Here is a 26261-nt window from a genome sequence, read left to right as displayed (position 1 = left end):
TAGAGGTATTCTTGCCTCGGGCAATCGGCCTAGTATGCGGGTCGCACGATTTCGAGAGGACGTTCATCTCATGGCAAAGAAGGTCACCGTAAGCCTGATCGACGATGTCGACGGTGAGTCCATCGCGGACGAGACCATCGAGTTCGCTATCGATGGTGTTTCGTACGAGATCGACCTGTCGTCGGCAAATGCGGCCAAGCTGCGGGAAGAGATGGAGCAGTGGGTTGCCAACGCTCGCCGCGTCAGTGGCCGGCGTCGGGTGAAGGCCGCAGCGGCCACCGGTGGCACCACCAAGAGCCGTGTTCCGATGGACCGCGAACAAACCGCGGCAATTCGTGAGTGGGCTCGCCGGAATGGTCACAAGGTGCATGCCCGTGGACGTATCTCCGCGGACATCACCGATGCCTACAACAAGGCAGCCAAGAGCTGATTCATTGAGGGCTGCCGCCGGGCGAATCGTGCGACGCCCCGGCGGCAGCCTTGTTTGTAGCAGCCGAAACACGGCACGATAGACCTGTGCGCAGGTCCGTAACCGCCAGAGCCGTGTCGTCCCGTCGAGCTGGGGTAATGGCACCGTGACAGCTTTCGTCGGATCAATTCTGCGGTTCACCGACGCGGAGGGGCATCGGCACGAACACATGCTGACCCCCGACCACCCGCGCGTCACCATCGGACGTTCCACACACGCCGATTTGTCCCTGCGCTGGGACGCCGAGGTCTCCCGGCTGCACGCGGCCGTCGAATATCTGGGCGCACAGTGGACGATCGTCGACGACGGCCTGTCCCGCAACGGCACCTTCGTCAACGGTGAGCGCCTGACCGGCAGGCGCAGGCTCATGGCCGGCGATCGCATTCGGGTCGGCACCTCGCTGGTCTCCTTCCACGAATTCGGCGCCGTCGCCGACGATGCCACCCGCGCCTCCACCGGGGCCATTCCCACCGCCCGCTCGCTCACCGATACCCAGCGTTCGGTGCTGGTCGCGCTGTGCCGCCCGTACAAACACGGCGCGGGCTTCGCCACCCCGGCCTCCAATCAGCAGATCGCCGAGGAGCTGTTCCTCAGCGTCGACGCGATCAAAACCCACCTGCGCGCCTTGTTCGCCAAATTCGGCGTCGAGGATCTGCCGCAGAATCAGAAACGGGTCCGCCTGGCCGCCCTCGCCATGCAGAGCGGCCTCATCTCCGACCGCGACCTGTGATCTAGCGGGCGCTGCCGGACGAAGTCCGCCATCTGCCTGCGCATGGCCGCAGCGCAGGCGGAGGTACGCGTAGACGCTCACTGATGGGCGCGAGCTTCTCAACGATGGTTGCGCAGCCTCGTTCCGTGTTGACTCGAAGACGGAATCGGAGCGCTGCTGCTCCGGCCGGATGGAGAGGAGCAGATCATGTCGGTAGGCCGAATCGTCGCGCTGGTGGTCGCAACGGTGGCGACCGGATTGATCGCGGGGGTTTTCTATGCCTATGCGATCTCGGTGATGCCCGCATTGGCGCGGATGGACGACCGCGCGGTGATCGAGACGATGCAGAAGATCAACGTCGTGATCATCAACCCGGCCTTCATGATCGGGTTCCTCGGCACGGTCGGGTTCACGGCATTGGCCGCGTTGCTGCACCTCGGGGCCGACCGTCGCATGACACTGATCTGGATCGGAGTCGCCTTGGTGCTCAACGTGATCGCGTTCGCGGTCACCGCCGGGCTGAACGTCCCGCTCAACGATCAGTTGATGGCTGCGGGTGATCCGGCCGCCATCGCCGACCCGGCGGCCGTGCGTGCGGATTTCGAATCCGCTTGGGTGCGTTGGAATATTGTCCGCGGTGTGCTGCACACGCTGGCATTCGTGGTGCTCTCGGGCGCGCTGTTCGCCGCGGGATTGCAGCAGGGGCGTGACGAGGCGACGAACGCGCAGGCGCCGACCCGAATGGCGGTCGCCCAGCCGATGCCCTGAGTGGAACTCGTTTCCGAACTTACCCGTCAGTAATGGCCGCATCTGCCCTGGTCGCGACGTACCGTTCTGAAACGCGTTCTAGAACTTGGGAGGGGCCATGCGCCGAGCACCCGCCACCGCCGTCATCGCCGCCGTCCTCGCCGCGCTGTGGATCAGCTCGGCGGGGGCGGCGCACGCCGAACGGTATCCGGTCGTCTACAACTTCTTCGCCGGGATACCGGCAGAACTGACCAACCCAGGCGGCTCCCTGCCCGGCTCCAACGACTGGTCCTGCCGACCCAGTGCCGAACATCCGAACCCGGTGGTCCTCGCGCACGGCACCGGTGGCGGAGCCCAGACGAACTGGGGCACCTACGTCGCGCTGCTGGCCAATGAGGGCTATTGCGTGTATTCGCTGACCTACGGCGCCTACGACCTGCCGTGGCCGATCTCGGCGCTCGGCGGGATGATGCCGGTCCAGGACAACGCCGCGGAGTTCGGTGCATTCGTCGATCGCGTGCTCGCGGCCACCGGCGCGGAGAAGGTCGATATCGTCAGCCATTCCCAGGGCGGGCTGGTCGGCAACTACTTCGTCAAACGTCTCGGCGGTGCGGACAAGGTGGACAAACTCGTCGCGCTCGCGGTGCCCTGGCTCGGCACCACCGCGTTCGGAATGGCCGATATCGCCGCGTTCGCGCGCGCGGTCGGGCTGGGTGCGGCGTGGAATTCGATCCCGTGCCTGGCCTGCGCGCAGATGCCGGCCGGTGGGCCGTTCCTCGCCGAACTCAACGCCGACGGCATCTACCACCCGGACGTGACCTACACCAACATCGTGGGCAGCATGGAGGAGATCGTGGTGCCCCATACTTCGGCGGTGGCGGCCGGCCCGAACACCACGAACATCGTCGTCCAGGACGGCTGCGCCCAGGACTACTCGGAACATCTCGCGATCGCGGGTAGCCCACGTGCCGCTGCCCACGTGCTCAATGCCCTCGACCCTGCCCACCCCAGGGAAGTGCCGTGTCAGTTCGTCGCACCCTTCACCGGCTGAGTCCGGCCGGATGGGATGTTCGCCCTGGACGCCGGATGTGACCGGCGCTCCCACTTTGTTCGCTGAGGGCAAAACCGAGCCGGAAACGAAACCTGCAACTGCCGCGTTATGAGTGAATGACCGTGCTGCCACCGGTCGGCAATAGAGTGGACCGGCGGCGGCGGAATCCTCCGCCAACTAGAGTGGAGGCGGGGGCCGCAACCCCCGGGCTTCATGGCAGGCTGACGGCTAGGTTCGTCGGGTTGGCGCCCAGGTTTGTTCGACAGCACACTGCGGCGTCTGTTGCCAGAATGTCGGAGCAGGAGAGTGAGGGAGCGATGTTCGAGAGGTTCACCGACCGCGCGAGGCGCGTCGTTGTCCTGGCCCAAGAAGAGGCCCGGATGCTCAACCACAACTACATCGGTACCGAGCACATCCTGCTGGGGCTGATCCATGAGGGTGAGGGCGTCGCGGCCAAGTCGCTGGAGTCGCTCGGCATTTCGCTGGAAGGCGTGCGCAGTCAGGTGGAGGAGATCATCGGCCAGGGCCAGCAGGCCCCGTCCGGTCACATCCCCTTCACCCCGCGCGCCAAGAAGGTGTTGGAGCTGAGCCTGCGCGAGGCCCTGCAGCTCGGCCACAACTACATCGGCACCGAGCACATCCTGCTCGGCCTCATCCGAGAGGGTGAGGGCGTGGCCGCGCAGGTGCTGGTCAAACTGGGCGCCGACCTCAACCGGGTGCGCCAGCAGGTCATCCAGCTGCTGTCCGGCTACCAGGGCAAGGAGCCGGTCGAGTCCGGTTCCCGCGGTGAGACCGGCACCCCGTCCACCTCGCTTGTGCTCGACCAGTTCGGCCGCAACCTGACCCAGGCCGCGCTCGAGGGCAAGCTCGACCCCGTCATCGGCCGCTCGAAGGAAATCGAGCGCGTCATGCAGGTGCTGAGCCGTCGCACCAAGAACAACCCGGTGCTGATCGGTGAGCCCGGTGTCGGTAAGACCGCCGTGGTGGAGGGCCTGGCCCAGGCCATCGTCAACGGCGAGGTGCCCGAGACGCTCAAGGACAAGCAGCTCTACACCCTCGACCTGGGTTCCCTGGTCGCGGGCAGCCGCTACCGTGGTGACTTCGAAGAGCGCCTGAAGAAGGTGCTCAAGGAGATCAACACCCGCGGCGACATCATCCTGTTCATCGACGAGCTGCACACGCTCGTCGGCGCGGGTGCTGCCGAAGGCGCCATCGACGCGGCCTCGATCCTGAAGCCGAAGCTGGCCCGTGGCGAGCTGCAGACCATCGGTGCCACCACCCTCGACGAGTACCGCAAGTACATCGAGAAGGACGCCGCCCTGGAGCGCCGGTTCCAGCCGGTCCAGGTGGGCGAGCCGACCGTCGAGCACACCATCAACATCCTCAAGGGTCTGCGCGACCGCTACGAGGCGCACCACCGGGTGTCCATCACCGACGGTGCTCTGGTGGCCGCCGCCACGCTGGCCGACCGCTACATCAACGACCGGTTCCTGCCGGACAAGGCGATCGACCTCATCGACGAGGCGGGCGCGCGCATGCGCATCCGCCGGATGACCGCACCGCCCGACCTGCGCGAGTTCGACGACAAGATCGCCGACGCTCGTCGCGAGAAGGAAAGCGCCATCGACGCGCAGGACTTCGAGAAGGCCGCGCGGCTGCGCGATAAGGAGAAGCAGCTCGTCGCCAAGCGGGCCGAGCGTGAGAAGCAGTGGCGCTCCGGTGATCTGGATGTCGTGGCCGAGGTCGACGATGAGCAGATCGCCGAGGTGCTGGCCAACTGGACCGGTATCCCCGTCTTCAAGCTCACCGAGGAGGAGACCACCCGTCTGCTCCGCATGGAGGACGAGCTGCACAAGCGGATCATCGGCCAGGAAGATGCCGTCAAGGCGGTCTCGAAGGCCATCCGCCGCACCCGCGCAGGCCTGAAGGATCCGAAGCGTCCGTCCGGTTCGTTCATCTTCGCCGGTCCGTCCGGTGTCGGTAAGACCGAGCTGTCCAAGGCACTGGCGAACTTCCTGTTCGGCGACGACGACGCCCTCATCCAGATCGATATGGGCGAGTTCCACGACCGCTTCACCGCCTCGCGGCTGTTCGGTGCCCCTCCGGGCTACGTCGGCTATGAGGAGGGCGGCCAGCTCACCGAGAAGGTGCGCCGCAAGCCGTTCTCGGTCGTGCTGTTCGACGAGATCGAGAAGGCCCACCAGGAGATCTACAACACCCTCCTGCAGGTGCTCGAGGACGGTCGTCTCACCGACGGCCAGGGCCGCACCGTGGACTTCAAGAACACGGTGCTGATCTTCACCTCGAACCTCGGTACCTCGGATATCTCGAAGGCCGTTGGTCTCGGCTTCACCCAGTCCAACGCCGAGGGCTCGAACTACGAGCGGATGAAGCTCAAGGTCAACGACGAGCTGAAGAAGCACTTCCGGCCGGAGTTCCTCAACCGCATCGACGACGTCATCGTCTTCCACCAGCTCACGACCGAGCAGATCGTCGAGATGGTCGATCTGATGATCGCCCGCGTCGAGAAGCAGCTGAAGAACAAAGACATGGCGATGGAACTCACCGACAACGCCAAGGCCCTGCTGGCCAAGCGTGGTTTCGACCCCGTGCTCGGTGCCCGGCCGCTGCGCCGCACCATCCAGCGCGAGATCGAGGACCAGCTGTCGGAGAAGATCCTCTTCGGCGAGATCGGCCCGGGCCAGACCGTCTCGGTCGACGTCGAGGGCTGGGACGGCGAAGGCTCCGGCGAGGACGCCAAGTTCACCTTTGTCGGCAAGGCGAAGCTGACCAAGGCCGGCGCCGAGGAGAAGCCCGAGGTCGTGCTGACCGGTGCTGCCGAAGGCACCACCGAGGCCGCCTCCGGCGAGTAGTACGCGAATAGGCAACGGGCCCGTCCCCCGGGTGGGGGCGGGCCCGTTGTCGGCTGTGTGGTCCCGCGCACGACGGATCACGGCAATGGAGTGGCCTTCCTGAATACCTCGAACGTGGACAGATAATTGTCGGCGCCATGCCCTTCGGCGATGGCCCGTTCGGCGATTCGCTGCATTGCCCTTGGCATTTCGGTATCGACCGACTGTTCCTCGCTGGTGCGGGTGATGTGCTCGAGGCCGTTGAGGTTCATCACCATGGTGCCGAGCGTCCCCGGGTACCGGCGGGCGTCGAGGTCGGGGGCGCGCGCGGCGAGGGATGCGGGGTCGAGGACAGTGGGCATGAACCAGTCGAGCGCCAAGTCGGCGAACTGCTGTGCCGACACATGCGCCGAACCGACCATGGCGGTCGCTTGCAGCCAGCCGTTCATGGTCGCGTACATCATGTGCAGCAGTGCGGTGTTGTACAGCACCGCGAGTTCGACCGCGTCGCCGAGATGACGTGGGTCGCCCAGGCTGGTCAGCGTCGAACGATGCCGATCGAAAACCTCGGTCGCGCCGCTGTACAGGAACACCGCGCCGGGTTCGCCGACCATCGGTGGCGGCACCATGATGGCGCCGTCGAGGTAGTCGATGTCGTGTTCACCGGACCAGGCGGCAGCCGCTTTCGTCTCGGAGGGTGTGCCGGAATTGAGGTTGATCAGGGTGCGTCCGGCGAGCGCCGCGACGGCAGGGGTGAAAACCTTGTACATCGCCGGGTAGTCCGCCAGGCACACGATGGTGAGTGGGCTCGCGTCGATCGCCTCGGCCACGGTGGCTGCCCGCCGTGCACCTCGGGCGACGAGTTCGTCGGCCTTGTCCGGGCTGCGGTTCCAGACGGTGAGCGGGTGACCTTTGCGGATCAGGGTGTGGGCCAGTGCCAGGCCCATTGGGCCGAGGCCAACGAGAGTGACAGGTTGCGTGTCGTTCGAATGCTGTGTCGCCATGACGGTTACGGCAAAGTCTCACATTGATGTGAGAGTCAAGTCTGGGTGAGGCGGGGAGCGGCATATGCGAATCGGAGACCTGGCCCATCACACAGGCGTCAGTGTCCGGTTGCTGCGCTACTACGAGGAGCAGGGGCTGCTGCGCCCGGTGCGCAAGCCGAGCGGCTACCGCGAATTCCATGAGGACGACATCCGGGTGGTGCGCAATATCCGCACCCTGCTGGCCGCAGGCCTCAACACCCGGATGATCGCTGATGTACTCCCGTGCATGATCGATGAGGGCACGGTCCTGGCGCCCGCCTGTCCCGGCATGCTGCCGGACCTGTACCGCGAACAGGAACGGATCGACAAGGCAGTGGCCGACTTGCTGGCCACCCGTTCGATCCTGGATTCGATCATCGCCGCCGCACAACCCGCCACAGGCGAACCCGATGATTGCCTGGTCGCCGCGGGCGCTTCAGCAGGCTGACGCCGACAGCCGGTCTACTGCCAGCCGGGCCGCACCAGCCCCGATTCGTATGCCAGCACCACTAATTGGGTGCGGTCGCGGGCGTCGAGTTTGGTGAGGATGCGGCTGACGTGGGTGCGGGCGGTGGCGGGGCTCATGAACAGTCGCTCACCGATCTCGGCATTGGTGAGGCCTTCGGCGACCAGGGTGAGGACCTCGCGTTCTCGGTCGGTGAGCTCGGAAAAGGTCGCGGGCGGCGGCTGTTTGGCGTGCTCGGAGAATTCGGCGATCAGGCGGCGGGTGACGCCGGGTGACAGCAGCGCGTCACCGGCCGCGACCACCCGGACCGCGCGCACCAGATCCGCGGGCTCGGTGTGTTTGACCAGGAATCCGGTCGCCCCGGAGCGCATCGCCTCGAAGACGTACTCGTCCAGCTCGAAGGTGGTCAGCACGACCACCTTCACCTCGGCCAGTTTGGGATCGTCGGCGATCATGCGGGTGGCGGCCAGGCCGTCGAGGATCGGCATCCGGATATCCATCAGCACCACATCGGGGGTGAGCGCGCGCGTCATTCGCACGGCCTGCTCACCGTTATCGGCCTCGCCCACCACCTCGATACCGTCCTGGGCGTCGAGCAGCGCGACGAACCCGCCGCGGACCAGTGCCTGATCGTCGGCGACCAGCACCTGAATGGTCATCGCAGCTCCGCTTCGCCATGGCCGTCGGCCGCATCCTGGTGTACCTGTCCACCCACACCTGCCCGCACCGTCGTCGATGAGCTGTCCGAGCAGGCAGCCTTTCGCGCCGCGGAGGCGAGTCCGGGCGACGGGTCGTACGCGTGGCCCGTGCGATCACCGCGGTCGGCGCCGCCGGGCTCGGGACGCGAGGAGTCAGCGGATTCGACGTCGTTGTCGGTGTGGCTCGCAGCCGAATTCTCCGGCATCGTCGTGCCGGTGGTCCCGTCGCCGTTGGGGCGCCGTGCGTCGCTGGACGGTTCCGAACCGCCGGTGCCCGGCGACGCGGGTTCGGCCCCAGCACCCCCGGCCGCAGGCGGATTGATGCCTTCGGCAGAGGCCGCCGACCCGCGCGCGGCGGCGGAGTCCCTGTCGGCGCGTCGCGGTTCCGGACGTTCAGCCGACACCGCACGAACGGGCAATCGTGCCGCCACCCGGAAGCCTCCGCTCGGCCGCGGCCCGGCGGTGAGTGCGCCGCCGAGCGCATGGGCCCGTTCGCGCATCCCGATAATGCCGTTGCCGCCGGTGGTTCCGGTGCGCACGGGTGCGCTGGTGGGGCGGGTGTTGTCGATGGTGAAGTCGACCGAGTCCGGGGTGTAGCGCACGGTGACGGTCGCGTCGGCGCCCGGTGCGTGCCGGACGACATTGGTCAGCGATTCTTGGATGATTCTGGCCGCCGCCACATCGATGACGCTCGGCAGCGGCGTCACCGTGCCGAGCACCCGGGTATGCACTGTCAGCCCGGCTTCGCGGATGCGATGCAGCAGTTCGTCCAGATCGGCGATGGTCGGTGCGGGGGTGCGCGGCGCAGCGGGCTGTGGTTCGGTAGGCGCCATCTCGGCATCGCTCGTCGGCTTATCGCCCCGCTGGGGCGCTGCCTCGGTGGACGCGCCGGTCGCTTGCGCACGGCGGGCCGCACGGCGCATCTCGGTACTGCGCCGTCGAGCTCGGGCCCGGCGCCGTCGGCCCCGGCGAGCCCGTTCGGTGGGGTCCGACAGCGATTCCGGCTCGGCATCGATGGCCTCGCCACCGACCGGATTTCCGGTCCGAATCGTGTGCAACAGCGTATGCACCTCGGCGAGCGCGTCCTTGCTCGCGCCTTTGATCGCAGCCAACGCTGACGCGGCCTGCTCGGGTTTGCGGTCGAACAGCTCCAACGCCACCGAGGCCTGCACATTGATCAGCGACAGGCTGTGGGCCAGCACATCGTGCAGTTCCCGCGCGATGGCCAGCCGCTCCTCGCTGGCCTGCCGTCGCCGCTGCGCCTCCTCATCGCGCCGGGCCGCTTCCGCGCGCTGCCTGCGGGCTTCGAGTACGGACTGACGCTGACGAATCCCTTCGGCGATACCGACCAGCACCGCCAGCCAGGCCATGAGCCCGAAGATCTGCCATACCCCTGTCGGCCGGCCGAGCAGCGCGGGCAGCGGCCAGACCATCGCCAGGTAGCCGAGCGGAACCAGCGGGTAGGTCCACCACCGTGATCCACGGGTCGCCGCGGTGAGGAAGGCGATGACCAGCGACAGGAAGATCGGCCCGTAGCCGTAGTCGAGCGACAGATAGGTCACGCACGCGGCGAGCGTGACGAACAGGACCGGCAGCGGTTCATATCTGCGGAACAGCAGCGCTACCGGCCCGACCAGCAGCAGCGCGTAGCCGAGGGCGTCGAGGGACCGCACTCCGGTCTGTCCGAAGTTGGCCCCGCGCCCGCCGAACACCTGCACCAGAGCGACGACAAGCGCCACCCCCCAGTCCCATCCGACCAGGCCCCGACCCGCCATCCCGAACTCCCGCACGTTATGCACCCTATTCGCCCAGCAGCCGGAATCCATCCGTACCGACACGTATTTCCCCGATACGCGCCGCGCACACCCCGATTCCGCCCGATCTCCTACGACGCCGGACGTATTCGAAGCCGCGTCGCGGGACGGATGTGATCGCGGCGTGCGGCGAGGAGGGTTTCGGTCATGACGGATTCGATTGTGGTGACAACTCAGCTGACCAAGCGGTACGGCACCCATCGCGCGGTGGATCGGGTGGATATGCGGGTGGAGCCGGGGGAGATCTACGGATTCCTCGGCCCCAACGGTGCCGGCAAGACGACGACGTTGCGCATGCTCGTCGGATTGATCGCCCCGACGGAGGGTGCGGCCACCGTACTCGGCCACCGGCCGGGCGATCCCGCGGTGGTGCGCAGAATCGGTGTACTGATCGAGGGCCCTGGCTTCTATCCCTATCTCTCCGGCCGGGACAACCTGCTGGTCATGGCCCGCTATCGCGGGCTGGGGCGGGCGGAGGTGGACGAAGCGCTCGACCGGGTCGGGCTGACCGGGCGAGCCGATGACCGCTACCGCGCCTACTCCCTCGGCATGAAGCAGCGGTTGGGGGTCGGCTGCGCTCTCCTTGGCCGACCCGACCTGCTGATCCTGGACGAGCCGACCAATGGTCTCGACCCGGCAGGCATGGCGGAAATGCGTTCGCTGATCACCGATCTGGCCGCAGACGGACACACCGTGCTGCTGTCGAGTCACATGCTCAGTGAGGTGCAGGAGATCTGCGACCGGGTCGGCGTCATCTCCGGCGGCAGATTGCTCGCAGAATCGACGGTGACCGAATTGCGTGGCGCCTCATCCCTGTTGGTCCGCGCCGAGCCCGCAGAGCTGGTGTTCCCCGCGATCCGCGCGGTGATCGGTGAGCCGGTGATGTTCACCGCGGCCGGTATCCGCGTCGAGGCGGGTGCCGACGCGGCGCCCAAGGTCGCGCGCGCGGTGGTCGAATCCGGCGCCGATCTGCTCGAACTGCGTGTCGACGAGAAATCCCTCGAGGAAGTGTTCTTCGAGATGACCGGGCTGGAGGCCGTGAAATGAGTGTGCGTACCGCGACGACGATGTCGGATCTGATCGCCAGTGTGCGGGCCGAACGCCTGCGGCTGATCAGATGGCCTGCGTTCTGGATCATTATCGGTACCTGGATCCTGCTGAACCTCACCTTCGCCTACCTGTTCAACTATTTGGCCTATCGGTCCGGTGAGCAGACAGCGATGTCGGATGGCCTGCCGAAAGACCAACTGCTGCACCAGATGCTGCCCGCGGCGGTGCCGGAGGTGTTCACGCAGGGCATGGCCATGTTCGGTGGCGCGCTCATGCTGATCCTCGGTGCGCTGACGATCGGCAGCGGCTACGGGTGGGGGACCTGGAAGACGGTGCTCACTCAGGGGCCGTCGCGGATCGTCGCGATCTCGGGGACGCTGATCTGCCTCGCGGTGGTGGTGGTCGGGTTGGTGGTCGCTGCCTTCGCTGTCGATCTCGGTGCGGCGTCACTGATCTCGAGCAGTGAATCGCAACAGCTGGTCCTGCCGTCGCTTGGGCATTCGCTGGTCGGAATCGTCAGCGGCAGCCTGATTCTGGGGATGTGGACACTGGCCGGTGCGCTGATCGGAGCGATCGCCCGCGGGCCTGCCCTCGCCGTCGGCCTCGGCCTGATCTGGGTGCTGGTGGTGGAGAACCTACTGCGCGGTGTCGCGGGCATCTTCGGGCCGATCGAGGTGGTCACCGATCGGCTGCCCGGTACCGCGGCGGGTTCGCTGGCCGGCGCGATGCGCACGACCGTGGGTCCACCCACACCCGGCGTGCTCGACATCCTGACCCGTACCGAGTCCGTGATCGCGCTGGCGATTTACACGGCGGCTTTCGTGATCGCCACTGTCTGGCTGATCCGCAGGCGCGATCTGGTCTGAATGTCAGCGTCCGAGCAGCGCGTGCGCGAGCTGCCGCAAGGCCACGGTGATCTCTGCCTGGGTCAAGCCGCGTGCGCGTTGTTGCTGGTAGACCTCGGCGGCCAGCGGGGCGAGCAGGGGATCGACCAGCGCGTCGGTGTGGTCGAGCTCGGCCGCGCGCAGCAATGCCCGTACATGGGCGAACCAGAACCCGTAGGCGCCGGTGCCGAATCGCGCGCCGCCGGTTTCGGCGCCGAGCACCAGCCCGGAATGGGTTTCCAGGAGTTCGAGCATGGCCGCGTAGAAGGCGGCCAGGCGTTCGGCGGGGGCCGCGCCGGGGCCGAGTGGCGGTTCGCCGCGCAGTAGTCGTTCCTGGAGCGCCCGTTCGTGTTCGTCGAGCAGAGCGACGGCGATCGAATTGGTGTCCGGATACCGGCGATACAGGGTGCCGCGACCGACGCCTGCGGCCTTGGCGATGTCGTCCATGGTCACCGTGCGCGGATCGCGTTCGGCGAAGAGCTCGGCCGCCGCGGTGAGTACCTTGGCCCGATTGCGCGCGGCATCGGCGCGCTCGACGGGCGCTTCCGGTGGGCCGCCCGCACCGATGGCGAGCAGGTCAGCAGGGGGTTCCATGACAACGACTGTAACCGAAGGAAGATTAAGTGGACAAGATGTCCACTTGTGCTCTACAGTCGCTCTCAGTAACAAGCGGACGCAATGTCCGGTTAATGGGAGGTATCCGATGGCCACACTGCTGCACCTCGACGCGAGCGCGCGGAGCCAGTCGATCAGCCGTGAATTGAGCGCCGCCTTCGCCGACGTATGGCGCGCCGGGAACCCGGACGGCGACTACCGATACCGCGATCTCGCGGTGGATTCGGTGCCCTTCATCGACCAGGGCTGGACCGAGATCTGCGATCTGGTGCTCGCCGAAGGCGATACCGATCTGGAGCGCATCGGGGAATTGGCGCGCACCCCGGCGCAACGGGCGGCATGGCGGATCGCTGGTCCACTGCTGGACGAGCTGCTCGCCGCCGATGTCGTGCTCATCGGCACGCCCATGTACAACTATTCGGTCCCGGCCGCTCTCAAGGCCTGGATCGATCAGGTGGCCTTCCCGCGAATGTCGCTGGGGCAGCGCCGATTCGTCGTGGCCACCGCGCGCGGCGGTGCGTACTCACCCGGCTCACCCAAGGCCGAGTTCGACCACCAGGAACGCTATCTGCGCGATTTCTTCGCCGGCCATTTCGCGGTGCGGGACGCGGTATTCGTCAATGCGGAACTGGCCAATTCACGCCTCGACCCGGCGCTGGCGCATCTGCGCGACAAGTATGAACAGTCCTATGACCTCGCCCTGGCAACGGTGCGCGAGCTGGCAGGGGAGTACTGACGATGAGCTGGTTGATCCTCGGTTTTGCGGGCCTGGTGGAGATCGCCTGGTCCCAGAGCATCAAACCGACCGAGAATTTCACTCGTCCATTGCCGACGCTGCTGTGCTTCGCACTCGGGGCATTCGCGGTCTACCTGCTGTCGCGGGCAATGCAGTCGCTGCCGGTTGGCACCGCGTACGCGGTTTTCACCGGTATCGGCGCTGTCGGTGCCATCGTGCTCGGCATGGTCGTGCATCGTGATCCGTTGAGCGCGGGCCGGTTTCTGGCGATGTCGCTGATCGTCGGCGGGATCGTGCTGGCCAAGGTGACCAATCCCGGCTGATCGATGACTGGTCCGGCAAACGGTTCGACGGTCCCGCGAGCGCGGGTAAGGTCGGTCTGATGGTCGATCAGCAAGTGCGTTTTCCGGACCTGTCGGCACGGCCTTACGAGCTCACTGTCGAGCGTGTCATGGCCGCCTCACCGACATTGTTGTACCTGGCGTTGACCCAGGGCTTCGATATCTGGTTCGCGATACCCGAATCGGTCCGCATGCGTCCGCAGGTGGGTGAACCCTTCTACTTCGAAGCCGACAATCAGGGCACGCCCGTCCCGCATTATGGCCGCTTTTTGAGGCTCGAACCCGATCGGCTCGTCGAGCTGACCTGGGTCAGCGGCGAGGGTGGCACCGAGGGTGCGGAGACCGTGGTGCGAGTGGATTTCGTCCACCAGCCGCGTGGTATTCGAATCAAACTGCGGCACAGCGGTTTTCCGAACCAGGAAGCCTGCGATCGGCATCGTGCCGCCTGGCCGGCGGTACTGGAACAGCTGGACAAGCGAACGGCTGCCGCGAGCTGAGCGCTGCGGGTAGGTTCGAGCGAGAACGCTAGAAATCTCATTGTGGAAAGGACTGTGATGCCCACACGTACCGCGCGCACCGCATGGACCGGCGGCCTGCAGGATGGCACCGGACAGGTCGAGCTGGCCAGCTCGGGTGCAGGCAAGTACGACGTGTCGTTCCCGAAGCGCGCCGCCGACGCCGCTGACGGCACCACCAGCCCGGAGGAGCTGATCGCCGCGGCGCACTCGTCCTGCTACGCGATGGCCCTGTCGGCCGAGATCGGCAATGCCGGCGCGACACCGCGAAGCCTCGATGTCACTGCCGATGTCACCCTCGGGCCGGACCCGGCGGGCGGCTTCCGCATCAGCGGGGTGAAGATCACCGTCCGCGGCCGCGTCGACGGTCTCGACGCAGCCGGCTTCATCACCGCAGCCGAGGCCGCCAAGGCGGGCTGCCCGGTCAGCAAGGCGCTGGCAGGCGTCGACAACATCGCACTGGACGCCGCACTGGAGTCCTGAGCCGGATCGCCCGGTTGCCGCCGGGCAGACCCGATAACGACGAAAGGGCAGTGCCGGTCCAGGACCGACACTGCCCTTCGGCTTCTCGATGCGGATCAGTCCGCGACGGCAGCTGCTGCCGCAGGCACCGGTGTATCGGTGCGGTTGGCGAACTCGGTGAGCAGCGCGTAGCCGAGGCCGAGGCAGGCCCACAGCGTCGTCGATACCGCCAGCGAGGACACCCGGAACTCCCACAGCAGGCTCGCCGGGAAGTCGGCGCTGACCTCGTTCACGCCGGGGAGCACGATGTAGCCGATCGCGGTGAGTAGCACGAACGTGCCGACGCCGGCCGTCAGCCGCAGCGTATCGAGCCGACCGGCGAGCAGTTTCCACACATACACACCGGCGCTGACCGCAACCAGGCCGAGCAGGACCGCCGCAACCCACAGCAGCGTCCGGTCGTTGATGGTCTCCGGATCACCGACGGCAGGGGGATTGGCCGGGTATTTGAAGAACGGCACCGCGATGATCGCGGCCCAGCCGCCGATGCCGAGCCCGAGCGCGAGCTTCGGCCCGGACAGTGCGGTGTAGCGGCGCGCGACATGCGCGACGGCAGCGAAGATCGCGCCGAACGCCATTCCAGCGAGCCCGAGCGCAAGGAACTGGCCCGCCTTCTGACCGGAGCGGCTGACCAGCGGTTCTTCCTCGTCACCATGGCTGTGGCCGCCACCGTCGGCGGCCGCGTCACCGTCGGCGTGTGCCGATTCGGCGGCCGCATTGGCCTCCTCGATGGCGATCGCCGCTTCGACCTTGGGTTCGCCGACGAAATAGCCGACGGTGCCCGCCAACAGACCGGCGATCAAGCCGGCCAGCAGACCACGGAGCAACAGGGTGCGCAGAGTTCCGATCAGTGGCACGGAAGGCCCAGCAGATGACGACCGTCGTGCATCAGCTCATGCATGTACATCCCGCTGCGCGAGATGGCGCCCTGATCGAATCCGACCAGGTAGAGCGTGAGCAGAGCGAGCAGTACGACACCGACCGTGATGAGCACGGTTGCCAGGGAATCGGTGATCCGGGCGGATGCGCCAGGGGAGTGCACGATGGCCATTCCAGTCCTCCTTGGGATACTCGCGTCCCGTCGAGTGGTCGCGGAGGTGCCGGTGTCTGGCTTTCCGGCACCGAGCTCGGTGGCTGGAACACAGTGGCGCGACCGCTCCGGATTTACACCGGATTACCGCGTCACCTTCGCGTTTGTCCTTCGAACTGTGACACCCAACGGCGGCCGTCGTCAATACAGTGTGGCGACGGCTGCCGTTGCGGGTTGGTCTCAGCTGGAGGACGAGGCCTTGCCCGTCACGTCCAGGACGACCTCGAATTCGAGCAGCGAGGCCCCGGTCGCGACAGGCTTGTTCTGCTGGCCCGCGTGCGCCTCGCGGGCAGGTCCATCGCGCCAGGCCGCGAAGGATTCTTCCGAATCCCACTGGGTGACCACGAAGTAGCGGTTCTCGCCCGCGGTCGGCCGCAGCAGCTGGAAGCCGAGGAAGCCCGGCGAGTTCTCCACCGCGTGCGCCCGGTGGGCGAAGCGCTTCTCCAGCTCGGGGCCCGCGCCCTCGGGAATCTCGATCGCATTGATCTTCACAACAGACATGCCTCGATTGTGCCCCTTCCCGCTGCGGCGACCGGCAGGTGCGGTCGGTATCACCGACCGGTGCGGCACAATCGCGGACGTGTTGTACGACGAGGGCGGGACGGGCACGCCGCTGGTGCTGCTGCACGGCCTGATGGGAAGTGCCAGAACCTGGCGTGATCACCTGGACTGGCTGCGCGGCTTCGGGCACGTGTACACCTTCGACGCGGCCGGGCACGGCAGGCCCGCGCCCGCCGAGCTGAGTACCGAGGCGTTCGTCGCCGATCTGGCGGCCGCGACCGCACTCATCACCGAGCCGATGGTGGTGATCGGGCATTCGATGGGCGGATTGCACGGCTGGATGTTCACCGCACAGTATCCGGAACGGGTGAAAGCGCTGGTTGTCGAGGATATGGCGCCTGATTTCACCGGCCGGACCGCCGCGCACTGGGCCGCGATGATCGAGGCCTGGCCGCAGCCGTTCCCGGACGAGGCGGCGGTGCTCGACTTCTTCGGCCCGGTCGCCGGACGCTATTTTCTCGCCTCGTTCGAGCACGGCCCCGACGGCTATCGCCTGCACGGCTCGGTGGCGACATTCCGCGATATCTCCGAGGAATGGGGGACGAGGGACTTCTGGACCCAGTGGCGCACGATCCGCGTGCCCGCGCTCCTGCTCGAGGGCGAGCACACCATCACTCCGCCCGGTCAGATGCGGGCCATGGCGGCCGCGCACCCTGGCGCCGAGTACGTGCTGGTTCCGGACGCGGGCCATCTGGTGCACGACGATCAACCCGGGCGTTATCGCGCCGAAGTGAGCCGGTTCCTCGACCGCGTGCTCGCGGCCGCCGGCACCGACGAAGGCCTGATCAACGGCGCGTAAGCGGGCCTCCCTTCGCCGTCGCAAAGGAGCGGCGGTGCCGGATCAGCTGCCTGGTTCGGTGTGCCCGGTCTCGCCCGCCAGTGCGAACAGCCCGTCGGCGGTCTGCTCGATCAACCCGTCCACCAGCAGTGAATCCAGGGCCCGATCCCGCTGACCAGGATCGCGGGTCCAGGCCATATCGAGCCGCACCCGTTCCACCGGGCCGGACGAGTCGCGCAGCACGTCCATGAGCCGTCCCCTGGCTTGCCGGTCGGTACCCTCGTACTTCTGTGTCCGCCGCACCACCTGCGACGCAGGTCTGCCTGCCTCGATCCACGCGCACCGCGGCAGCGGACAGTCGTCGCAGCCGGGGGTGCGTGCGGTGCAGATCAGCGCGCCCAGTTCCATCAGCGCGGCGGAGAAGGTGGCGGCGCGGGGGACCGGTTCCGGAAGCAGCGCCTCGGTCTCGCGCAGGTCCCGCGCCGATGGGTTTCCCGCATCGGCACGGCCGTGTACGGCGCGGGCGACTACTCGACGAACATTGGTGTCCACCACCGGGACTCGCTGCCCATAGGCGAAACACGCGACGGCCCGCGCGGTGTAATCGCCGATTCCGGGCAGGCCGAGCAGGACCTCGACATCCTCTGGGACCTGATCGCCGTGCTCGGTTGCCAGCACCCGCGCGCATTCGTGCAACCGCAGCGCGCGCCGCGGGTACCCGAGCTTGCCCCATGCCCGCAGCACCTCCGCCTGCGAGGACGCCGCCATGGCCGAGGGCACCGGCCAGCGCGCCACCCATTCCCGCCAGATCGGTTCGACCCGCGCCACCGGGGTCTGCTGCAGCATGATCTCGCTCATCAGGATCTGCCAGGCGCTCACGCCTTGGTGTCGCCACGGCAGGTCACGTGCGGTGATTCGGTACCAGTCCAGCAGGGCGTCGGCGTCCACCGGGTTGTGCGCTCCGTTCGGTGTCGATCTCATGTGCTGCTCACAGCGCTCGTTCGGGCCTGGCCAGACGGTGTTTGCGGGTCCGTAACGAAAACCGACTCGTCGGTAACACGCAATCTGTGCAAAATGGACACATGCCTCAGACGAACCCGATCAGCGCCTGGAAATCCCTTCGCAACGGCAACGACCGTTTCGTCAACGGCACGTTGCAGCATCCTAATCAGGGTGCGGCCGACCGAGCCAAGCTCGTCGGCGGCCAGCATCCAACGGCCATCCTCTTCGGTTGCGGAGACTCTCGCGTCGCTGCCGAACTCATCTTCGACCAGGGGCTCGGCGATATGTTCGTCGTGCGCACCGCTGGCCACGTCGTCGACTCCTCGGTGCTCGGGTCCATCGAATACGGCGTGGAAATCCTGAACGTGCCGCTGATCGTGGTGTTCGGCCACGACAGCTGTGGCGCGGTGAAGGCCACCCTCGACGCTCTCGACGGTGGCGATGTGCCGGGCGGCTTCATCCGCAGCCTCGTCGAGCGCGTCACCCCGTCGATCCTGCTCGGTCGCCGGGAAGGACTGTCCACCGTCGACGAGTTCGAAGCACGCCACGTCCAGGAGACCGCCGAGCTGCTGCGCCAGCGTTCGTCGATCATCGCCGAGCGCGTTGCCGACGGCCGATGCGCGATCGCGTGTGTCACTTACACATTGGCCGACGGCAAGGCGAAGCTGCACGGTTCGATCGGCGATATCGGCGAGGTCGCCTGACCCTCGAACGCTCGGATACGCCCAGCTCTCAGTGGGTGCGCGGGTCGTCCTCGACACGGTTGAGCCCCCGACACGCCGTGCCCCTGAGTTGCTGTGCCGAGCGGTGCGCTTACCGTTGAGTCGTGCTGGAACCGAATGGACCGCTGCCTCCGGAGATTTATTGGCGGCGTCGTGTTTTTGCCATCGGCATACTGGTCGTCGCGCTCGTGCTGGTGATCTGGCTGGTGGTTACGGTATCGCGCGGCGGAGATTCGCCCGGCGATACGACGGCGGCGGCGAATTCGTCGACCGAGACGAACAAGCCCGCGGGTCAGGTCTCGACCAAGAAGGAATCGTCGGCCGCCGCCGAGTCGACATCGTCGAAACCGGCTACGCCGAGCAGTGGTGCGCCGGTCGCCGCTGGCCAGTGCTCGGATCAGTCGCTCGCGGTGAAGGTGACCGTCGCCCAGCCCACCTACCGGGTTGGTGAGCAGCCGGTATTCGGCATCGTGATCACCAATATCTCCGCCGACGCCTGCACCCGCGATATGGGTTCCGGACTTCAGCAGGTCTCGGTGCACACCCTCGACGGTCAGCGCAGGCTGTGGGCGAGCACCGACTGCTACCCCGACGGCGAACCCGATGAGCGCACGCTGAAGCCCGGCGAGCAGGCCGCCTTCACCGTCACCTGGACCGGCAACACCTCCCAGCCGGAATGCGCAGGGGAGCGGTTGCAGGTCCCGGCGGGCGCGTACAACGTCGTCGCCCAACTGGGCGCCATTCGCAGCGCGGCGGAGCCGTTCAACATCGCCTGAGGGGCGCTAACCCTTGCCCTTACTCAGGCCCGCGAGCCGGATCGCGCCGCGCAATGACGTCGCTTCGATCAATTTCATCGGCGATGATTTCGCGTCCGTTCCCGGCGGGACGATCGCGGTGGTGAAACCGAGCCGCTCGGCCTCGGCGAGGCGTCGCGCGGTCGCGGTCACCCGGCGGACCTCGCCGGCGAGACCGACCTCACCGAGGATCACCCAGCCCGGCTCGAGCGCGGTGTCACGTGCCGAACTCGCGATCGCCAATGCCACCGCGAGATCGGCGGCGGGCTCGATCAACCGCATACCGCCGACGGTGGCCGCGTAGATGTCCTGCTTGCCCACGTAGAAGCCGCAGCGGCTCTGTAGCACCGCCAGGATCATCGCCACCCGGTTGTAGTCCAGCCCGCTCACCGCGCGCCTGGGTGCGGGCACCTGGGTGTCGACGGTCAGCCCCTGGACCTCACCAACCAGCGGGCGCTTACCGTCCAACGCCACTGTGACCGCCGTGCCGGGCACCGAATCGGTGCGGTGGTGCAGGAACAGCCCCGACGGGTCGGCGACACCGGTGATGCCGTCGTCGTGCAGTTCGAAGCAGCCCACTTCATCGGCGCTGCCGAAGCGATTCTTGATCCCGCGCACCATGCGCAGCGTCGAGTTCTTATCGCCCTCGAACTGCAACACCACATCCACCAGATGCTCCAGCGTGCGCGGACCAGCGACCGCACCGTCCTTGGTGACGTGGCCGACCAGCAGCACCGCGATACCGCTCGCCTTCGCCAGCGCCGTCAACGACGCCGTCACCGCGCGCACCTGGGTGACGCCACCGATGACACCATCGGTGTCCGGAGCGAGCATGGTCTGCACCGAGTCGACCACCAGCAGCGTCGGGCGCACCTGTTCGACATGCCCGAGCACGATCGATAGATCCGATTCCGCCGCCAGGTACACCCGCTCGTGCACCGCGCCCGTCCGGTCCGCACGCAGCCGGACCTGCCCGGCCGATTCCTCGGCGGTCACATACAGGGCCCGCTCGTCACGGGCGGCGGCCCAGCGATGGGCGACCTCGAGCAGCAGCGTCGACTTGCCGACCCCCGGCTCACCCGACAGCAACACCACCGATCCGGCGACCACACCACCGCCGAGTACCCGATCCAGCTCCTCGACACCGGTGGACCGGGCCGCGGTGAGCTTGGAGTCGATCTGTGAGATGGGTGAGGCAGCCGTACTCGGCAGCATGGCTCGCCGCCCGGCCGGTGCCGCCACCGCGGGCGCGACCTCTTCCACGGTGCCCCACGCACCGCAGTCGGGGCATTTACCCACCCATTTGGCCACCTCGTGCCCGCACGCGGAGCACTGGAACACCGGCTTGCTCTTTGCCACACGCGCACCCTACGCATCAGGACCGACAGGGCAGAACGGCCGCCACACCCGAAGGTGTGACGGCCGTTGAGCTGTGGGTCCGGTGGGCTCAGTGTCCGCCGCCGGAACCGCCTTCGCTCGCCTTGGACAGGTCCGACTCGTGCCGCTCGGCCACGGTGCCCGCATCGACCGGCACCTCCATCTGCACGGTGCCGTTCTCCTTGAAGTCGAAGGTCACGGTGTAGGTGAGGCCGGGGACGATGTCCTTGGTCAGGCCGGTGATCTCGATCCGCGCCGGATCGGCCTCGGGGTCCTCGCCCTCGGCGGCGGGCTGGTTCGGCGCCTCGGTGGTGGTCGGGGCGGCCGTGGTGGTCTCGGTGCCGTGCTCGCCCTCGGCGCCGTGCTCACCGGACGCGGCGGTGGTGGTGTCGGCGCCCGCGGCGACGACGGTCTGCTGCGGCTGCAGTTTCACCGTTGACCCACCGTCGGGCGCGGTGATCTTCACTTCGCCCAGATCGGTGCTGATCTTGGTGAGCTCGTCGGCGGTCGTCTCGCTGTTGTTGACGAACGACAGCGCGAGCAGGGCCTTACCGCCCGCGACATTGGTGTGCTCGCCGCTGGGCGGGAAGACGATGTGCACATTGCGCAGCGAGATCTTGCCGACCTCCGCGTGGTTGCCGTTGATCGCGGCCACCTGGTCGGCGGTCTGCGAGATCTGGCCGGCGCTGCAGCCGGTCAGGGCGAGCGCCGCGCCGGCCGCGAGGGCCGCAACCATCGTCATGCGACGCCGCGGGGTCGTACCTGCCGCCGGGGCGGTCACAGCTTTCAGGGCAGTCACGGGTTGTCCTCCATGTCGAGCGGGCTCACTCCAACTAGGGACTGTAGTAGTTGCTGCCGCGAACCGGGCGCGCGGGGAGTAGGTGTTGGCGTTCGGATTGTCGGCGCGCTCACGTGTGCGCGTGCCCGGATGCGCGCGAAGGCGACGCGCGGAGGGGTTGTCTCGGGGTGGTCACGATTCACAGTTGTGCGCGCGGGCGCGCGCAGTGCTACTGTCCCGCTGGGTTTCCCGGCACGGAAAGTGCCAGGAGATAACTCGTTCTGGCACAACGTAATGCACATCTCCCAGATTCTGTCAAGCCCCAGGGTTGGCCCGTTGTGGCCCTGACCTGCACAGTTGATCGCGCCGTTATCGAGCCGCATGTTAAACTGTGAACATCGAAAGGGGCACGGGACACATGATTTTTAAGGTCGGAGACACCGTCGTTTACCCCCACCACGGAGCGGCGCTGATCGAAGCAATCGAGACTCGCACCATCAAGGGTGAGCAGAAAGAGTATCTGGTCCTGAAGGTCGCCCAGGGTGACCTGACCGTTCGGGTTCCCGCAGAGAATGCGGAATACGTCGGCGTCCGCGACGTCGTCGGGCAGGAAGGCCTTGACAAGGTTTTCCAGGTGCTACGTGCACCGCATACGGAAGAGCCGACCAACTGGTCCCGCCGGTACAAGGCCAACCTGGAGAAACTCGCCTCCGGCGATGTGAACAAGGTGGCCGAAGTCGTTCGCGATCTGTGGCGTCGGGAGCAGGACCGCGGTTTGTCCGCGGGCGAGAAGCGGATGCTGGCGAAGGCCCGGCAGATCCTCGTCGGTGAGCTCGCGCTCGCCGAGGGAACCGATGACGGCAAGGCCGAGACGCTGCTCGACGAGGTCCTCGCAGCGGCTTCCTGACCCGTGAACAGCTCTGACGGCCGCGGCCGCGTGGTCGCGTTGGTACCTGCCGCTGGCCGTGGCGTGCGCCTGGGTGAATCGACACCCAAGGCGTTCGTCGCGGTCGGCGGTAGACCCATGGTCAGATCCGCCGTCGACGGGCTGCTCGCCTCGAATGCCATAGACGAGATAATTGTCATGGTTCCGGCCGAACTGGTGCAGACCGCAGTTGCCCTCCTGCCGTCCTCCGCGCCCGTTCGCGTCGTCGTCGGCGGGGCCGAACGCACCGATTCGGTCCGCGCCGGAATCGCGGCCGCACCGCAGGCCGCCTACTACCTGGTCCACGACGCCGCCCGCGCGCTCACCCCACCCGAGCTGATCGCCCGGGTGGCCGCTGAGCTGCGCGCGGGTCATCCGGCCGTTGTGCCCGCGCTACCTGTCGTCGACACCGTCAAAACGGTCGACGCGGACGGTAACGTCACCGGAACTCCCGACCGGTCGGCCCTGCGCGCCATTCAGACCCCACAGGGATTCGCGGCCGATTTGCTGCGCGCCGCCTATGCGACCGATATCGCTGCCACCGACGATGCCGGACTCGTCGAACGCCTCGGCCACCCGGTCCGCACCGTGCCAGGCGATCCGCTCGCTTTCAAGATCACCACCCCGCTCGACCTGCGTCTGGCCGAGGCCGTACTGGCCGGCGCCGACCTCCCCGTGGCGGGTGTCCGATGAATATGCGTGTCGGCATCGGCAGCGATGTCCACCCCATCGAGCCCGGGCGTCCGTGCTGGATGGCCGGTCTCCTCTTCGACGGCGCCGACGGCTGCGCCGGCCACTCCGACGGTGACGTCGCCGCGCACGCGCTCTGCGACGCACTGCTGTCGGCCGCCGGCCTCGGCGATGTCGGCGCGGTTTTCGGCGTCGGCCGCCCCGAGTGGGCTGGCGTCACCGGCGCCGCCATGCTGAAAGAAGTGCGCAGGCTGCTCGACGAGGCCGGATATGACGTGGTCAACGCGGCGGTCCAGGTCATCGGCAACCGCCCCAAGATCGGCCCGCGGCGGGCCGAAGCGCAGCAGGTCCTCGGCGATCTGCTGGGTGCGCCGGTCTCGGTGTCCGGCACCACCACCGACGGTCTCGGACTCACCGGACGCGGTGAAGGGGTTGCCGCGATGGCGACCGCACTGCTGCACTGTCGTTAGTCCCGCCCTCCGACCCCTCGCCTTACCTGCCGGGAGCAGTCGGAATAGATGACTCCGCCCGCAGTGCAACCCCATATACCAGCTAGGATCGACTGCCGTGACTCTGCGCCTATTCGACACCGAGACGCGGACCATGCGTGATTTCACGCCACTGGTCCCCGGCCATGCCTCGGTGTACCTGTGTGGCGCCACCGTGCAGGGTGCACCCCACATCGGACATGTGCGCAGCGGCGTCGCCTTCGACGTGCTGCGTCGCTGGCTGACGGTCAGCGGTCACGATGTCGCGTTCATCCGCAATGTCACCGATATCGACGACAAGATCCTGAACAAGGCGGCCGCCGCGGGCAGGCCGTGGTGGGAGTGGGCCGCGACCCACGAACGCGCCTTCGACGACGCCTACCGGCAGCTCGGCGTGCTGCCGCCGTCGGCCGAACCGCGCGCCACCGGCCACATCACCCAGATGGTCGAACTCATGCAGCGGTTGATCGACCGCGGGCACGCCTATGCCTCGGCGGGCAACGTCTACTTCGATGTGGTCAGCTTCCCCGAATATGGCGCTCTGTCCGGGCACCGTCTCGATGACGTGCACCAGGGTGAGAGCGCGGGCGAGGGTAAACGCGATCCGCGTGACTTCACCCTGTGGAAGGCGGCCAAACCCGGTGAGCCCACCTGGCCGTCACCGTGGGGTCCCGGCCGTCCGGGCTGGCATCTGGAATGCTCGGCGATGGCGGAGTTCTATCTCGGCTCCTCGTTCGATATCCATTGCGGTGGAATGGATCTGGTATTCCCGCATCATGAGAACGAGATCGCCCAGTCCAAGGCGGCAGGCGATGGTTTCGCGCAGTACTGGCTGCATAACGGCTGGGTCACCCTCGGCGGCGAGAAGATGGCCAAGTCGCTGGGCAACACGTTGTCGGTGCCGAATGTGCTGAAGCAGGTACGCGCGGTCGAGCTGCGGTTCTACCTCGGCGGTGCGCACTACCGCTCGATGCTGGAGTACTCCGAGAAGGCCTTGCACGATGCCGCGCAGACCTACCAGCGCATCGAGGCTTTCGTGCAGCGGGTGGCCGAACGCGGCGGTGACGTTCCCCTTGGCAAATGGACCGACGCCTTCGCCGCCGCCCTCGACGAGGATCTGGCGGTGCCGAAGGCGCTCGCCGAAATCCACCACGTGGTGCACGAGGGCAACAAGGCGTTGGACGCCGGTGTGCTCGACACCGCGCGTGAGCATGCGAGCCAGGTGCGCGGCATGCTTGCCATTCTCGGCGTCGATCCGCTCGACCCGCAGTGGCACACCCCCGGTGATTCTTCCGCCGCTACCGCCGCACTCGACGTACTGATCGAGGCCGAACTCGAGCGGCGTCAGCAGGCGCGCACCGATAAGGACTGGGCCACCGCGGACGCGGTCCGGGATCGGTTGCAGGCCGCGGGTGTCGAAGTGACCGATACTCCCAACGGCCCGGAATGGTCGCTGGTCACCCCACAGCCAGGAAAGGCCGACTGATGGCAGGCAATTCGCAGCGCCGAGGCGCTATCCGCAAGGGCGGAACCAAGAAGGGCCAGGTTGTCGGTTCCGGCGGCAAGCGCAGGCGCGGACTCGAGGGCAGGGGTGCGACCCCGCCCGCGGAGGCGCGCAAGTACCATCCGGCAGCCAAGCGCGCTGCGGCGAAAGCCAAAGCGGCGCAGGGTGGTTCGGGTGGCCGTCAGACCCGTCCGGCCGGGCGCAAGACCGATGACGGGCCGGAGATGGTGCTCGGCCGCAACCCGGTCGTCGAATGTCTGCGCGCAGGCGTGCCCGCCACGGCGCTGTATGTGGCGGTAGGTACCGAAAACGACGAGCGGCTGACCGAGAGCGTCCGGATGGCAGCCGACGCGGGCATCTCCATTCTGGAAGTGCCGCGCACCGATCTGGATCGGCTCAGCGCCAACGGTTTGCATCAGGGTCTCGCCTTGCAGGTGCCGCCCTACCGCTACGCCCACCCCGACGATCTGGTCGAGGGTGTGCGCGGTTCGGGTCAGCCCGCACTGCTCGTCGCGCTGGACAACATCTCCGATCCGCGCAACCTGGGTGCGGTGATCCGCTCGGTCGCGGCCTTCGGTGGACAGGGTGTGGTGATCCCGCAGCGGCGCAGCGCGAGCGTCACCGCGGTGGCGTGGCGTACCAGCGCCGGCGCTGCGGCCCGGCTGCCCGTCGCCCGTGCCACGAACCTGACTCGCACGCTGAAGGACTTCGCGGCCAAGGGGTACCAGATCGTCGGCCTCGACGCGGGCGGCGACACCACCCTCGACGAGTTCGACGGTACGGCCCCGACGGTCGTCGTGGTCGGCTCGGAGGGCAAGGGCCTGTCCCGCCTGGTTCGGGAGAGCTGTGACTCCATCTTGAGCATCCCGATGGCGGGCCCGGTGGAATCGCTGAACGCCTCGGTGGCCGCGGGCGTCGTTCTCGCGGAAGTCGCTCGTCAGCGGCGGGTCTGAATCCATTGTGCGGCCGGGTTCGCCCGGCTCACGATCGGTCGCCGACTCCGCGCGACACGCCGCGCCTGCTCGTCGATCGAGACGAAACGCGGAGCGCCGACGGAG

The 26261-nt window shown here is 67.3% G+C and carries 30 protein-coding genes and 1 riboswitch; of the genes, 20 read left to right on the top strand and 10 right to left on the bottom strand.

Going from position 1 to position 26261, the window contains the following annotated elements; all coding sequences use genetic code 11:
* Positions 1–70: 70 nt before the first annotated feature.
* From GV792_RS24175 to GV792_RS24155, 5 genes are all read left to right on the top strand, one after another.
* The gene (locus GV792_RS24175; RefSeq protein ID WP_163826697.1) at positions 71–430 is read left to right on the top strand and encodes a histone-like nucleoid-structuring protein Lsr2; all 360 of its coding nucleotides are present in this window, start codon (positions 71–73) and stop codon (positions 428–430) included.
* Between the two features lie 145 nt (positions 431–575).
* A complete protein-coding gene (locus GV792_RS24170; RefSeq protein ID WP_163826694.1) occupies positions 576–1199 on the top strand; it encodes an FHA domain-containing protein in 624 nt (207 codons plus the stop codon).
* 186 nt (positions 1200–1385) lie between these two features.
* Positions 1386–1946, top strand: a complete 561-nt coding sequence (locus tag GV792_RS24165; protein WP_163826692.1) for an anthrone oxygenase family protein — start codon at positions 1386–1388, stop codon at positions 1944–1946.
* A 97-nt stretch (positions 1947–2043) separates the two neighbouring features.
* Entirely contained in the window at positions 2044–2976 is a 933-nt protein-coding gene (locus GV792_RS24160) for a lipase family alpha/beta hydrolase (protein WP_163826690.1), read from the top strand.
* A 317-nt stretch (positions 2977–3293) separates the two neighbouring features.
* Positions 3294–5849, top strand: coding sequence for an ATP-dependent Clp protease ATP-binding subunit (locus tag GV792_RS24155; protein WP_163826688.1), 2556 nt, complete (start codon positions 3294–3296; stop codon positions 5847–5849).
* 77 nt (positions 5850–5926) lie between these two features.
* Here the strand turns inward: GV792_RS24155 and GV792_RS24150 are convergent, their stop codons facing one another.
* On the bottom strand, positions 5927–6832 hold the full coding sequence (locus GV792_RS24150) for an NAD(P)-dependent oxidoreductase (RefSeq protein WP_163826686.1): 906 nt from the start codon (positions 6830–6832) through the stop codon (positions 5927–5929).
* A 64-nt stretch (positions 6833–6896) separates the two neighbouring features.
* On the opposite strand from GV792_RS24150, the gene GV792_RS24145 reads away from it, so the two are divergent.
* A complete protein-coding gene (locus tag GV792_RS24145) occupies positions 6897–7301 on the top strand; it encodes a MerR family transcriptional regulator (RefSeq protein ID WP_163826684.1) in 405 nt (134 codons plus the stop codon).
* Positions 7302–7315: 14 nt separating this feature from the next.
* On the opposite strand, the gene GV792_RS24140 is transcribed toward GV792_RS24145, so the two are convergent.
* The gene (locus GV792_RS24140) at positions 7316–7978 is read right to left on the bottom strand and encodes a response regulator transcription factor (RefSeq protein ID WP_163826682.1); all 663 of its coding nucleotides are present in this window, start codon (positions 7976–7978) and stop codon (positions 7316–7318) included.
* Entirely contained in the window at positions 7975–9807 is a 1833-nt protein-coding gene (locus GV792_RS24135; protein ID WP_309138591.1) for a histidine kinase, read from the bottom strand. The genes GV792_RS24140 and GV792_RS24135 overlap by 4 nt, the downstream gene beginning before the upstream one ends.
* A 171-nt stretch (positions 9808–9978) precedes the next feature.
* Here GV792_RS24135 and GV792_RS24130 point away from each other — a divergent pair, with 171 nt between their 5' ends.
* A complete protein-coding gene (locus tag GV792_RS24130) occupies positions 9979–10878 on the top strand; it encodes an ABC transporter ATP-binding protein (protein ID WP_163826680.1) in 900 nt (299 codons plus the stop codon).
* On the top strand, positions 10875–11747 hold the full coding sequence (locus GV792_RS24125; RefSeq protein WP_256668148.1) for an ABC transporter permease subunit: 873 nt from the start codon (positions 10875–10877) through the stop codon (positions 11745–11747). Before GV792_RS24130 ends, GV792_RS24125 begins: the two co-directional genes overlap by 4 nt.
* A 3-nt stretch (positions 11748–11750) precedes the next feature.
* Here the strand turns inward: GV792_RS24125 and GV792_RS24120 are convergent, their stop codons facing one another.
* Positions 11751–12359, bottom strand: a complete 609-nt coding sequence (locus tag GV792_RS24120; RefSeq protein WP_163826678.1) for a TetR/AcrR family transcriptional regulator — start codon at positions 12357–12359, stop codon at positions 11751–11753.
* Between the two features lie 109 nt (positions 12360–12468).
* On the opposite strand from GV792_RS24120, the gene GV792_RS24115 reads away from it, so the two are divergent.
* From GV792_RS24115 to GV792_RS24100, 4 genes are read left to right on the top strand one after another with little or no spacing between them, the layout of a single operon-like run.
* Positions 12469–13116 carry an FMN-dependent NADH-azoreductase gene (locus GV792_RS24115; RefSeq protein WP_163826676.1) on the top strand — a complete coding sequence of 216 codons (648 nt, stop codon included), beginning with the start codon at positions 12469–12471 and terminating at the stop codon, positions 13114–13116.
* 2 nt (positions 13117–13118) lie between these two features.
* Positions 13119–13439, top strand: a complete 321-nt coding sequence (locus GV792_RS24110) for a DMT family transporter (protein WP_163826675.1) — start codon at positions 13119–13121, stop codon at positions 13437–13439.
* A gap of 59 nt (positions 13440–13498) precedes the next feature.
* On the top strand, positions 13499–13954 hold the full coding sequence (locus GV792_RS24105) for an SRPBCC family protein (protein WP_163826673.1): 456 nt from the start codon (positions 13499–13501) through the stop codon (positions 13952–13954).
* 57 nt (positions 13955–14011) lie between these two features.
* Entirely contained in the window at positions 14012–14455 is a 444-nt protein-coding gene (locus GV792_RS24100) for an OsmC family peroxiredoxin (protein WP_163826671.1), read from the top strand.
* Positions 14456–14550: 95 nt separating this feature from the next.
* Here the strand turns inward: GV792_RS24100 and GV792_RS24095 are convergent, their stop codons facing one another.
* The 3 genes from GV792_RS24095 to GV792_RS24085 all read right to left on the bottom strand — a co-directional run bounded on the left by GV792_RS24095 (position 14551) and on the right by GV792_RS24085 (position 16085).
* Positions 14551–15351, bottom strand: coding sequence for a CbtA family protein (locus tag GV792_RS24095; RefSeq protein WP_163826669.1), 801 nt, complete (start codon positions 15349–15351; stop codon positions 14551–14553).
* Positions 15342–15545: a CbtB domain-containing protein gene (locus tag GV792_RS24090; protein WP_163826667.1), complete on the bottom strand. Its 204-nt coding sequence runs from the start codon at positions 15543–15545 to the stop codon at positions 15342–15344. Before GV792_RS24090 ends, GV792_RS24095 begins: the two co-directional genes overlap by 10 nt.
* A gap of 30 nt (positions 15546–15575) precedes the next feature.
* Positions 15576–15728, bottom strand: a riboswitch (cobalamin riboswitch).
* 36 nt (positions 15729–15764) lie between these two features.
* A complete protein-coding gene (locus GV792_RS24085) occupies positions 15765–16085 on the bottom strand; it encodes an antibiotic biosynthesis monooxygenase family protein (RefSeq protein WP_163826665.1) in 321 nt (106 codons plus the stop codon).
* 79 nt (positions 16086–16164) lie between these two features.
* On the opposite strand from GV792_RS24085, the gene GV792_RS24080 reads away from it, so the two are divergent.
* On the top strand, positions 16165–16944 hold the full coding sequence (locus GV792_RS24080) for an alpha/beta fold hydrolase (RefSeq protein ID WP_163826663.1): 780 nt from the start codon (positions 16165–16167) through the stop codon (positions 16942–16944).
* A gap of 42 nt (positions 16945–16986) precedes the next feature.
* Here GV792_RS24080 and GV792_RS24075 read toward each other — a convergent pair whose 3' ends face one another.
* A complete protein-coding gene (locus tag GV792_RS24075) occupies positions 16987–17904 on the bottom strand; it encodes an A/G-specific adenine glycosylase (RefSeq protein ID WP_163826661.1) in 918 nt (305 codons plus the stop codon).
* Between the two features lie 101 nt (positions 17905–18005).
* On the opposite strand from GV792_RS24075, the gene GV792_RS24070 reads away from it, so the two are divergent.
* Entirely contained in the window at positions 18006–18629 is a 624-nt protein-coding gene (locus GV792_RS24070) for a carbonic anhydrase (RefSeq protein WP_163826659.1), read from the top strand.
* Between the two features lie 122 nt (positions 18630–18751).
* Positions 18752–19423, top strand: a complete 672-nt coding sequence (locus GV792_RS24065; RefSeq protein ID WP_163826657.1) for a hypothetical protein — start codon at positions 18752–18754, stop codon at positions 19421–19423.
* 6 nt (positions 19424–19429) lie between these two features.
* Here GV792_RS24065 and radA read toward each other — a convergent pair whose 3' ends face one another.
* Both radA and GV792_RS24055 read right to left on the bottom strand, forming a co-directional pair.
* On the bottom strand, positions 19430–20800 hold the full coding sequence (gene radA, locus GV792_RS24060; protein ID WP_163826655.1) for a DNA repair protein RadA: 1371 nt from the start codon (positions 20798–20800) through the stop codon (positions 19430–19432).
* An 88-nt stretch (positions 20801–20888) separates the two neighbouring features.
* Positions 20889–21617 (bottom strand): hypothetical protein, encoded by a 729-nt coding sequence (locus GV792_RS24055; RefSeq protein ID WP_309138590.1) that lies wholly within the window; start codon positions 21615–21617, stop codon positions 20889–20891.
* A 397-nt stretch (positions 21618–22014) separates the two neighbouring features.
* Between GV792_RS24055 and carD the strand changes: the two genes are divergently transcribed.
* From carD to rlmB, 5 genes are all read left to right on the top strand, one after another.
* Entirely contained in the window at positions 22015–22503 is a 489-nt protein-coding gene (gene carD / locus GV792_RS24050; RefSeq protein WP_058853337.1) for an RNA polymerase-binding transcription factor CarD, read from the top strand.
* Positions 22504–22506: 3 nt separating this feature from the next.
* Positions 22507–23214, top strand: a complete 708-nt coding sequence (gene ispD / locus GV792_RS24045; protein WP_163826653.1) for a 2-C-methyl-D-erythritol 4-phosphate cytidylyltransferase — start codon at positions 22507–22509, stop codon at positions 23212–23214.
* 2 nt (positions 23215–23216) lie between these two features.
* Complete coding sequence (gene ispF / locus GV792_RS24040) at positions 23217–23681, top strand: 2-C-methyl-D-erythritol 2,4-cyclodiphosphate synthase (RefSeq protein ID WP_163826732.1); 465 nt, start codon at positions 23217–23219, stop codon at positions 23679–23681.
* A gap of 97 nt (positions 23682–23778) precedes the next feature.
* Positions 23779–25185: a cysteine--tRNA ligase gene (gene cysS / locus GV792_RS24035; protein WP_163826651.1), complete on the top strand. Its 1407-nt coding sequence runs from the start codon at positions 23779–23781 to the stop codon at positions 25183–25185.
* Entirely contained in the window at positions 25185–26156 is a 972-nt protein-coding gene (gene rlmB, locus GV792_RS24030; RefSeq protein ID WP_163826649.1) for a 23S rRNA (guanosine(2251)-2'-O)-methyltransferase RlmB, read from the top strand. The genes cysS and rlmB overlap by 1 nt, the downstream gene beginning before the upstream one ends.
* Positions 26157–26261: the final 105 nt, after the last annotated feature.

Source organism: Nocardia cyriacigeorgica (genome assembly GCF_010868145.1).
Classification (GTDB): domain Bacteria; phylum Actinomycetota; class Actinomycetes; order Mycobacteriales; family Mycobacteriaceae; genus Nocardia; species Nocardia cyriacigeorgica_D.
Note: the sequence above shows the minus strand (reverse complement) of the source record. Positions and strands in the feature narration are given on the sequence as shown.

Coding starts and splice junctions, on each gene's coding strand:
- GV792_RS24085 (WP_163826665.1), bottom strand. CDS start 16,085: ATGTCTGTTGTGAAGATCAATGCGATCGAGATTCCCGAGGGCGCGGGC.
- GV792_RS24100 (WP_163826671.1), top strand. CDS start 14,012: ATGCCCACACGTACCGCGCGCACCGCATGGACCGGCGGCCTGCAGGAT.
- GV792_RS24090 (WP_163826667.1), bottom strand. CDS start 15,545: ATGGCCATCGTGCACTCCCCTGGCGCATCCGCCCGGATCACCGATTCC.
- GV792_RS24155 (WP_163826688.1), top strand. CDS start 3,294: ATGTTCGAGAGGTTCACCGACCGCGCGAGGCGCGTCGTTGTCCTGGCC.
- carD (WP_058853337.1), top strand. CDS start 22,015: ATGATTTTTAAGGTCGGAGACACCGTCGTTTACCCCCACCACGGAGCG.
- GV792_RS24115 (WP_163826676.1), top strand. CDS start 12,469: ATGGCCACACTGCTGCACCTCGACGCGAGCGCGCGGAGCCAGTCGATC.
- GV792_RS24145 (WP_163826684.1), top strand. CDS start 6,897: ATGCGAATCGGAGACCTGGCCCATCACACAGGCGTCAGTGTCCGGTTG.
- ispF (WP_163826732.1), top strand. CDS start 23,217: ATGCGTGTCGGCATCGGCAGCGATGTCCACCCCATCGAGCCCGGGCGT.
- GV792_RS24160 (WP_163826690.1), top strand. CDS start 2,044: ATGCGCCGAGCACCCGCCACCGCCGTCATCGCCGCCGTCCTCGCCGCG.
- GV792_RS24150 (WP_163826686.1), bottom strand. CDS start 6,832: ATGGCGACACAGCATTCGAACGACACGCAACCTGTCACTCTCGTTGGC.
- GV792_RS24075 (WP_163826661.1), bottom strand. CDS start 17,904: ATGAGATCGACACCGAACGGAGCGCACAACCCGGTGGACGCCGACGCC.
- GV792_RS24070 (WP_163826659.1), top strand. CDS start 18,006: ATGCCTCAGACGAACCCGATCAGCGCCTGGAAATCCCTTCGCAACGGC.
- GV792_RS24130 (WP_163826680.1), top strand. CDS start 9,979: ATGACGGATTCGATTGTGGTGACAACTCAGCTGACCAAGCGGTACGGC.
- GV792_RS24140 (WP_163826682.1), bottom strand. CDS start 7,978: ATGACCATTCAGGTGCTGGTCGCCGACGATCAGGCACTGGTCCGCGGC.
- GV792_RS24110 (WP_163826675.1), top strand. CDS start 13,119: ATGAGCTGGTTGATCCTCGGTTTTGCGGGCCTGGTGGAGATCGCCTGG.
- GV792_RS24175 (WP_163826697.1), top strand. CDS start 71: ATGGCAAAGAAGGTCACCGTAAGCCTGATCGACGATGTCGACGGTGAG.
- GV792_RS24125 (WP_256668148.1), top strand. CDS start 10,875: ATGAGTGTGCGTACCGCGACGACGATGTCGGATCTGATCGCCAGTGTG.
- rlmB (WP_163826649.1), top strand. CDS start 25,185: ATGGCAGGCAATTCGCAGCGCCGAGGCGCTATCCGCAAGGGCGGAACC.
- GV792_RS24120 (WP_163826678.1), bottom strand. CDS start 12,359: ATGGAACCCCCTGCTGACCTGCTCGCCATCGGTGCGGGCGGCCCACCG.
- GV792_RS24105 (WP_163826673.1), top strand. CDS start 13,499: ATGGTCGATCAGCAAGTGCGTTTTCCGGACCTGTCGGCACGGCCTTAC.
- GV792_RS24165 (WP_163826692.1), top strand. CDS start 1,386: ATGTCGGTAGGCCGAATCGTCGCGCTGGTGGTCGCAACGGTGGCGACC.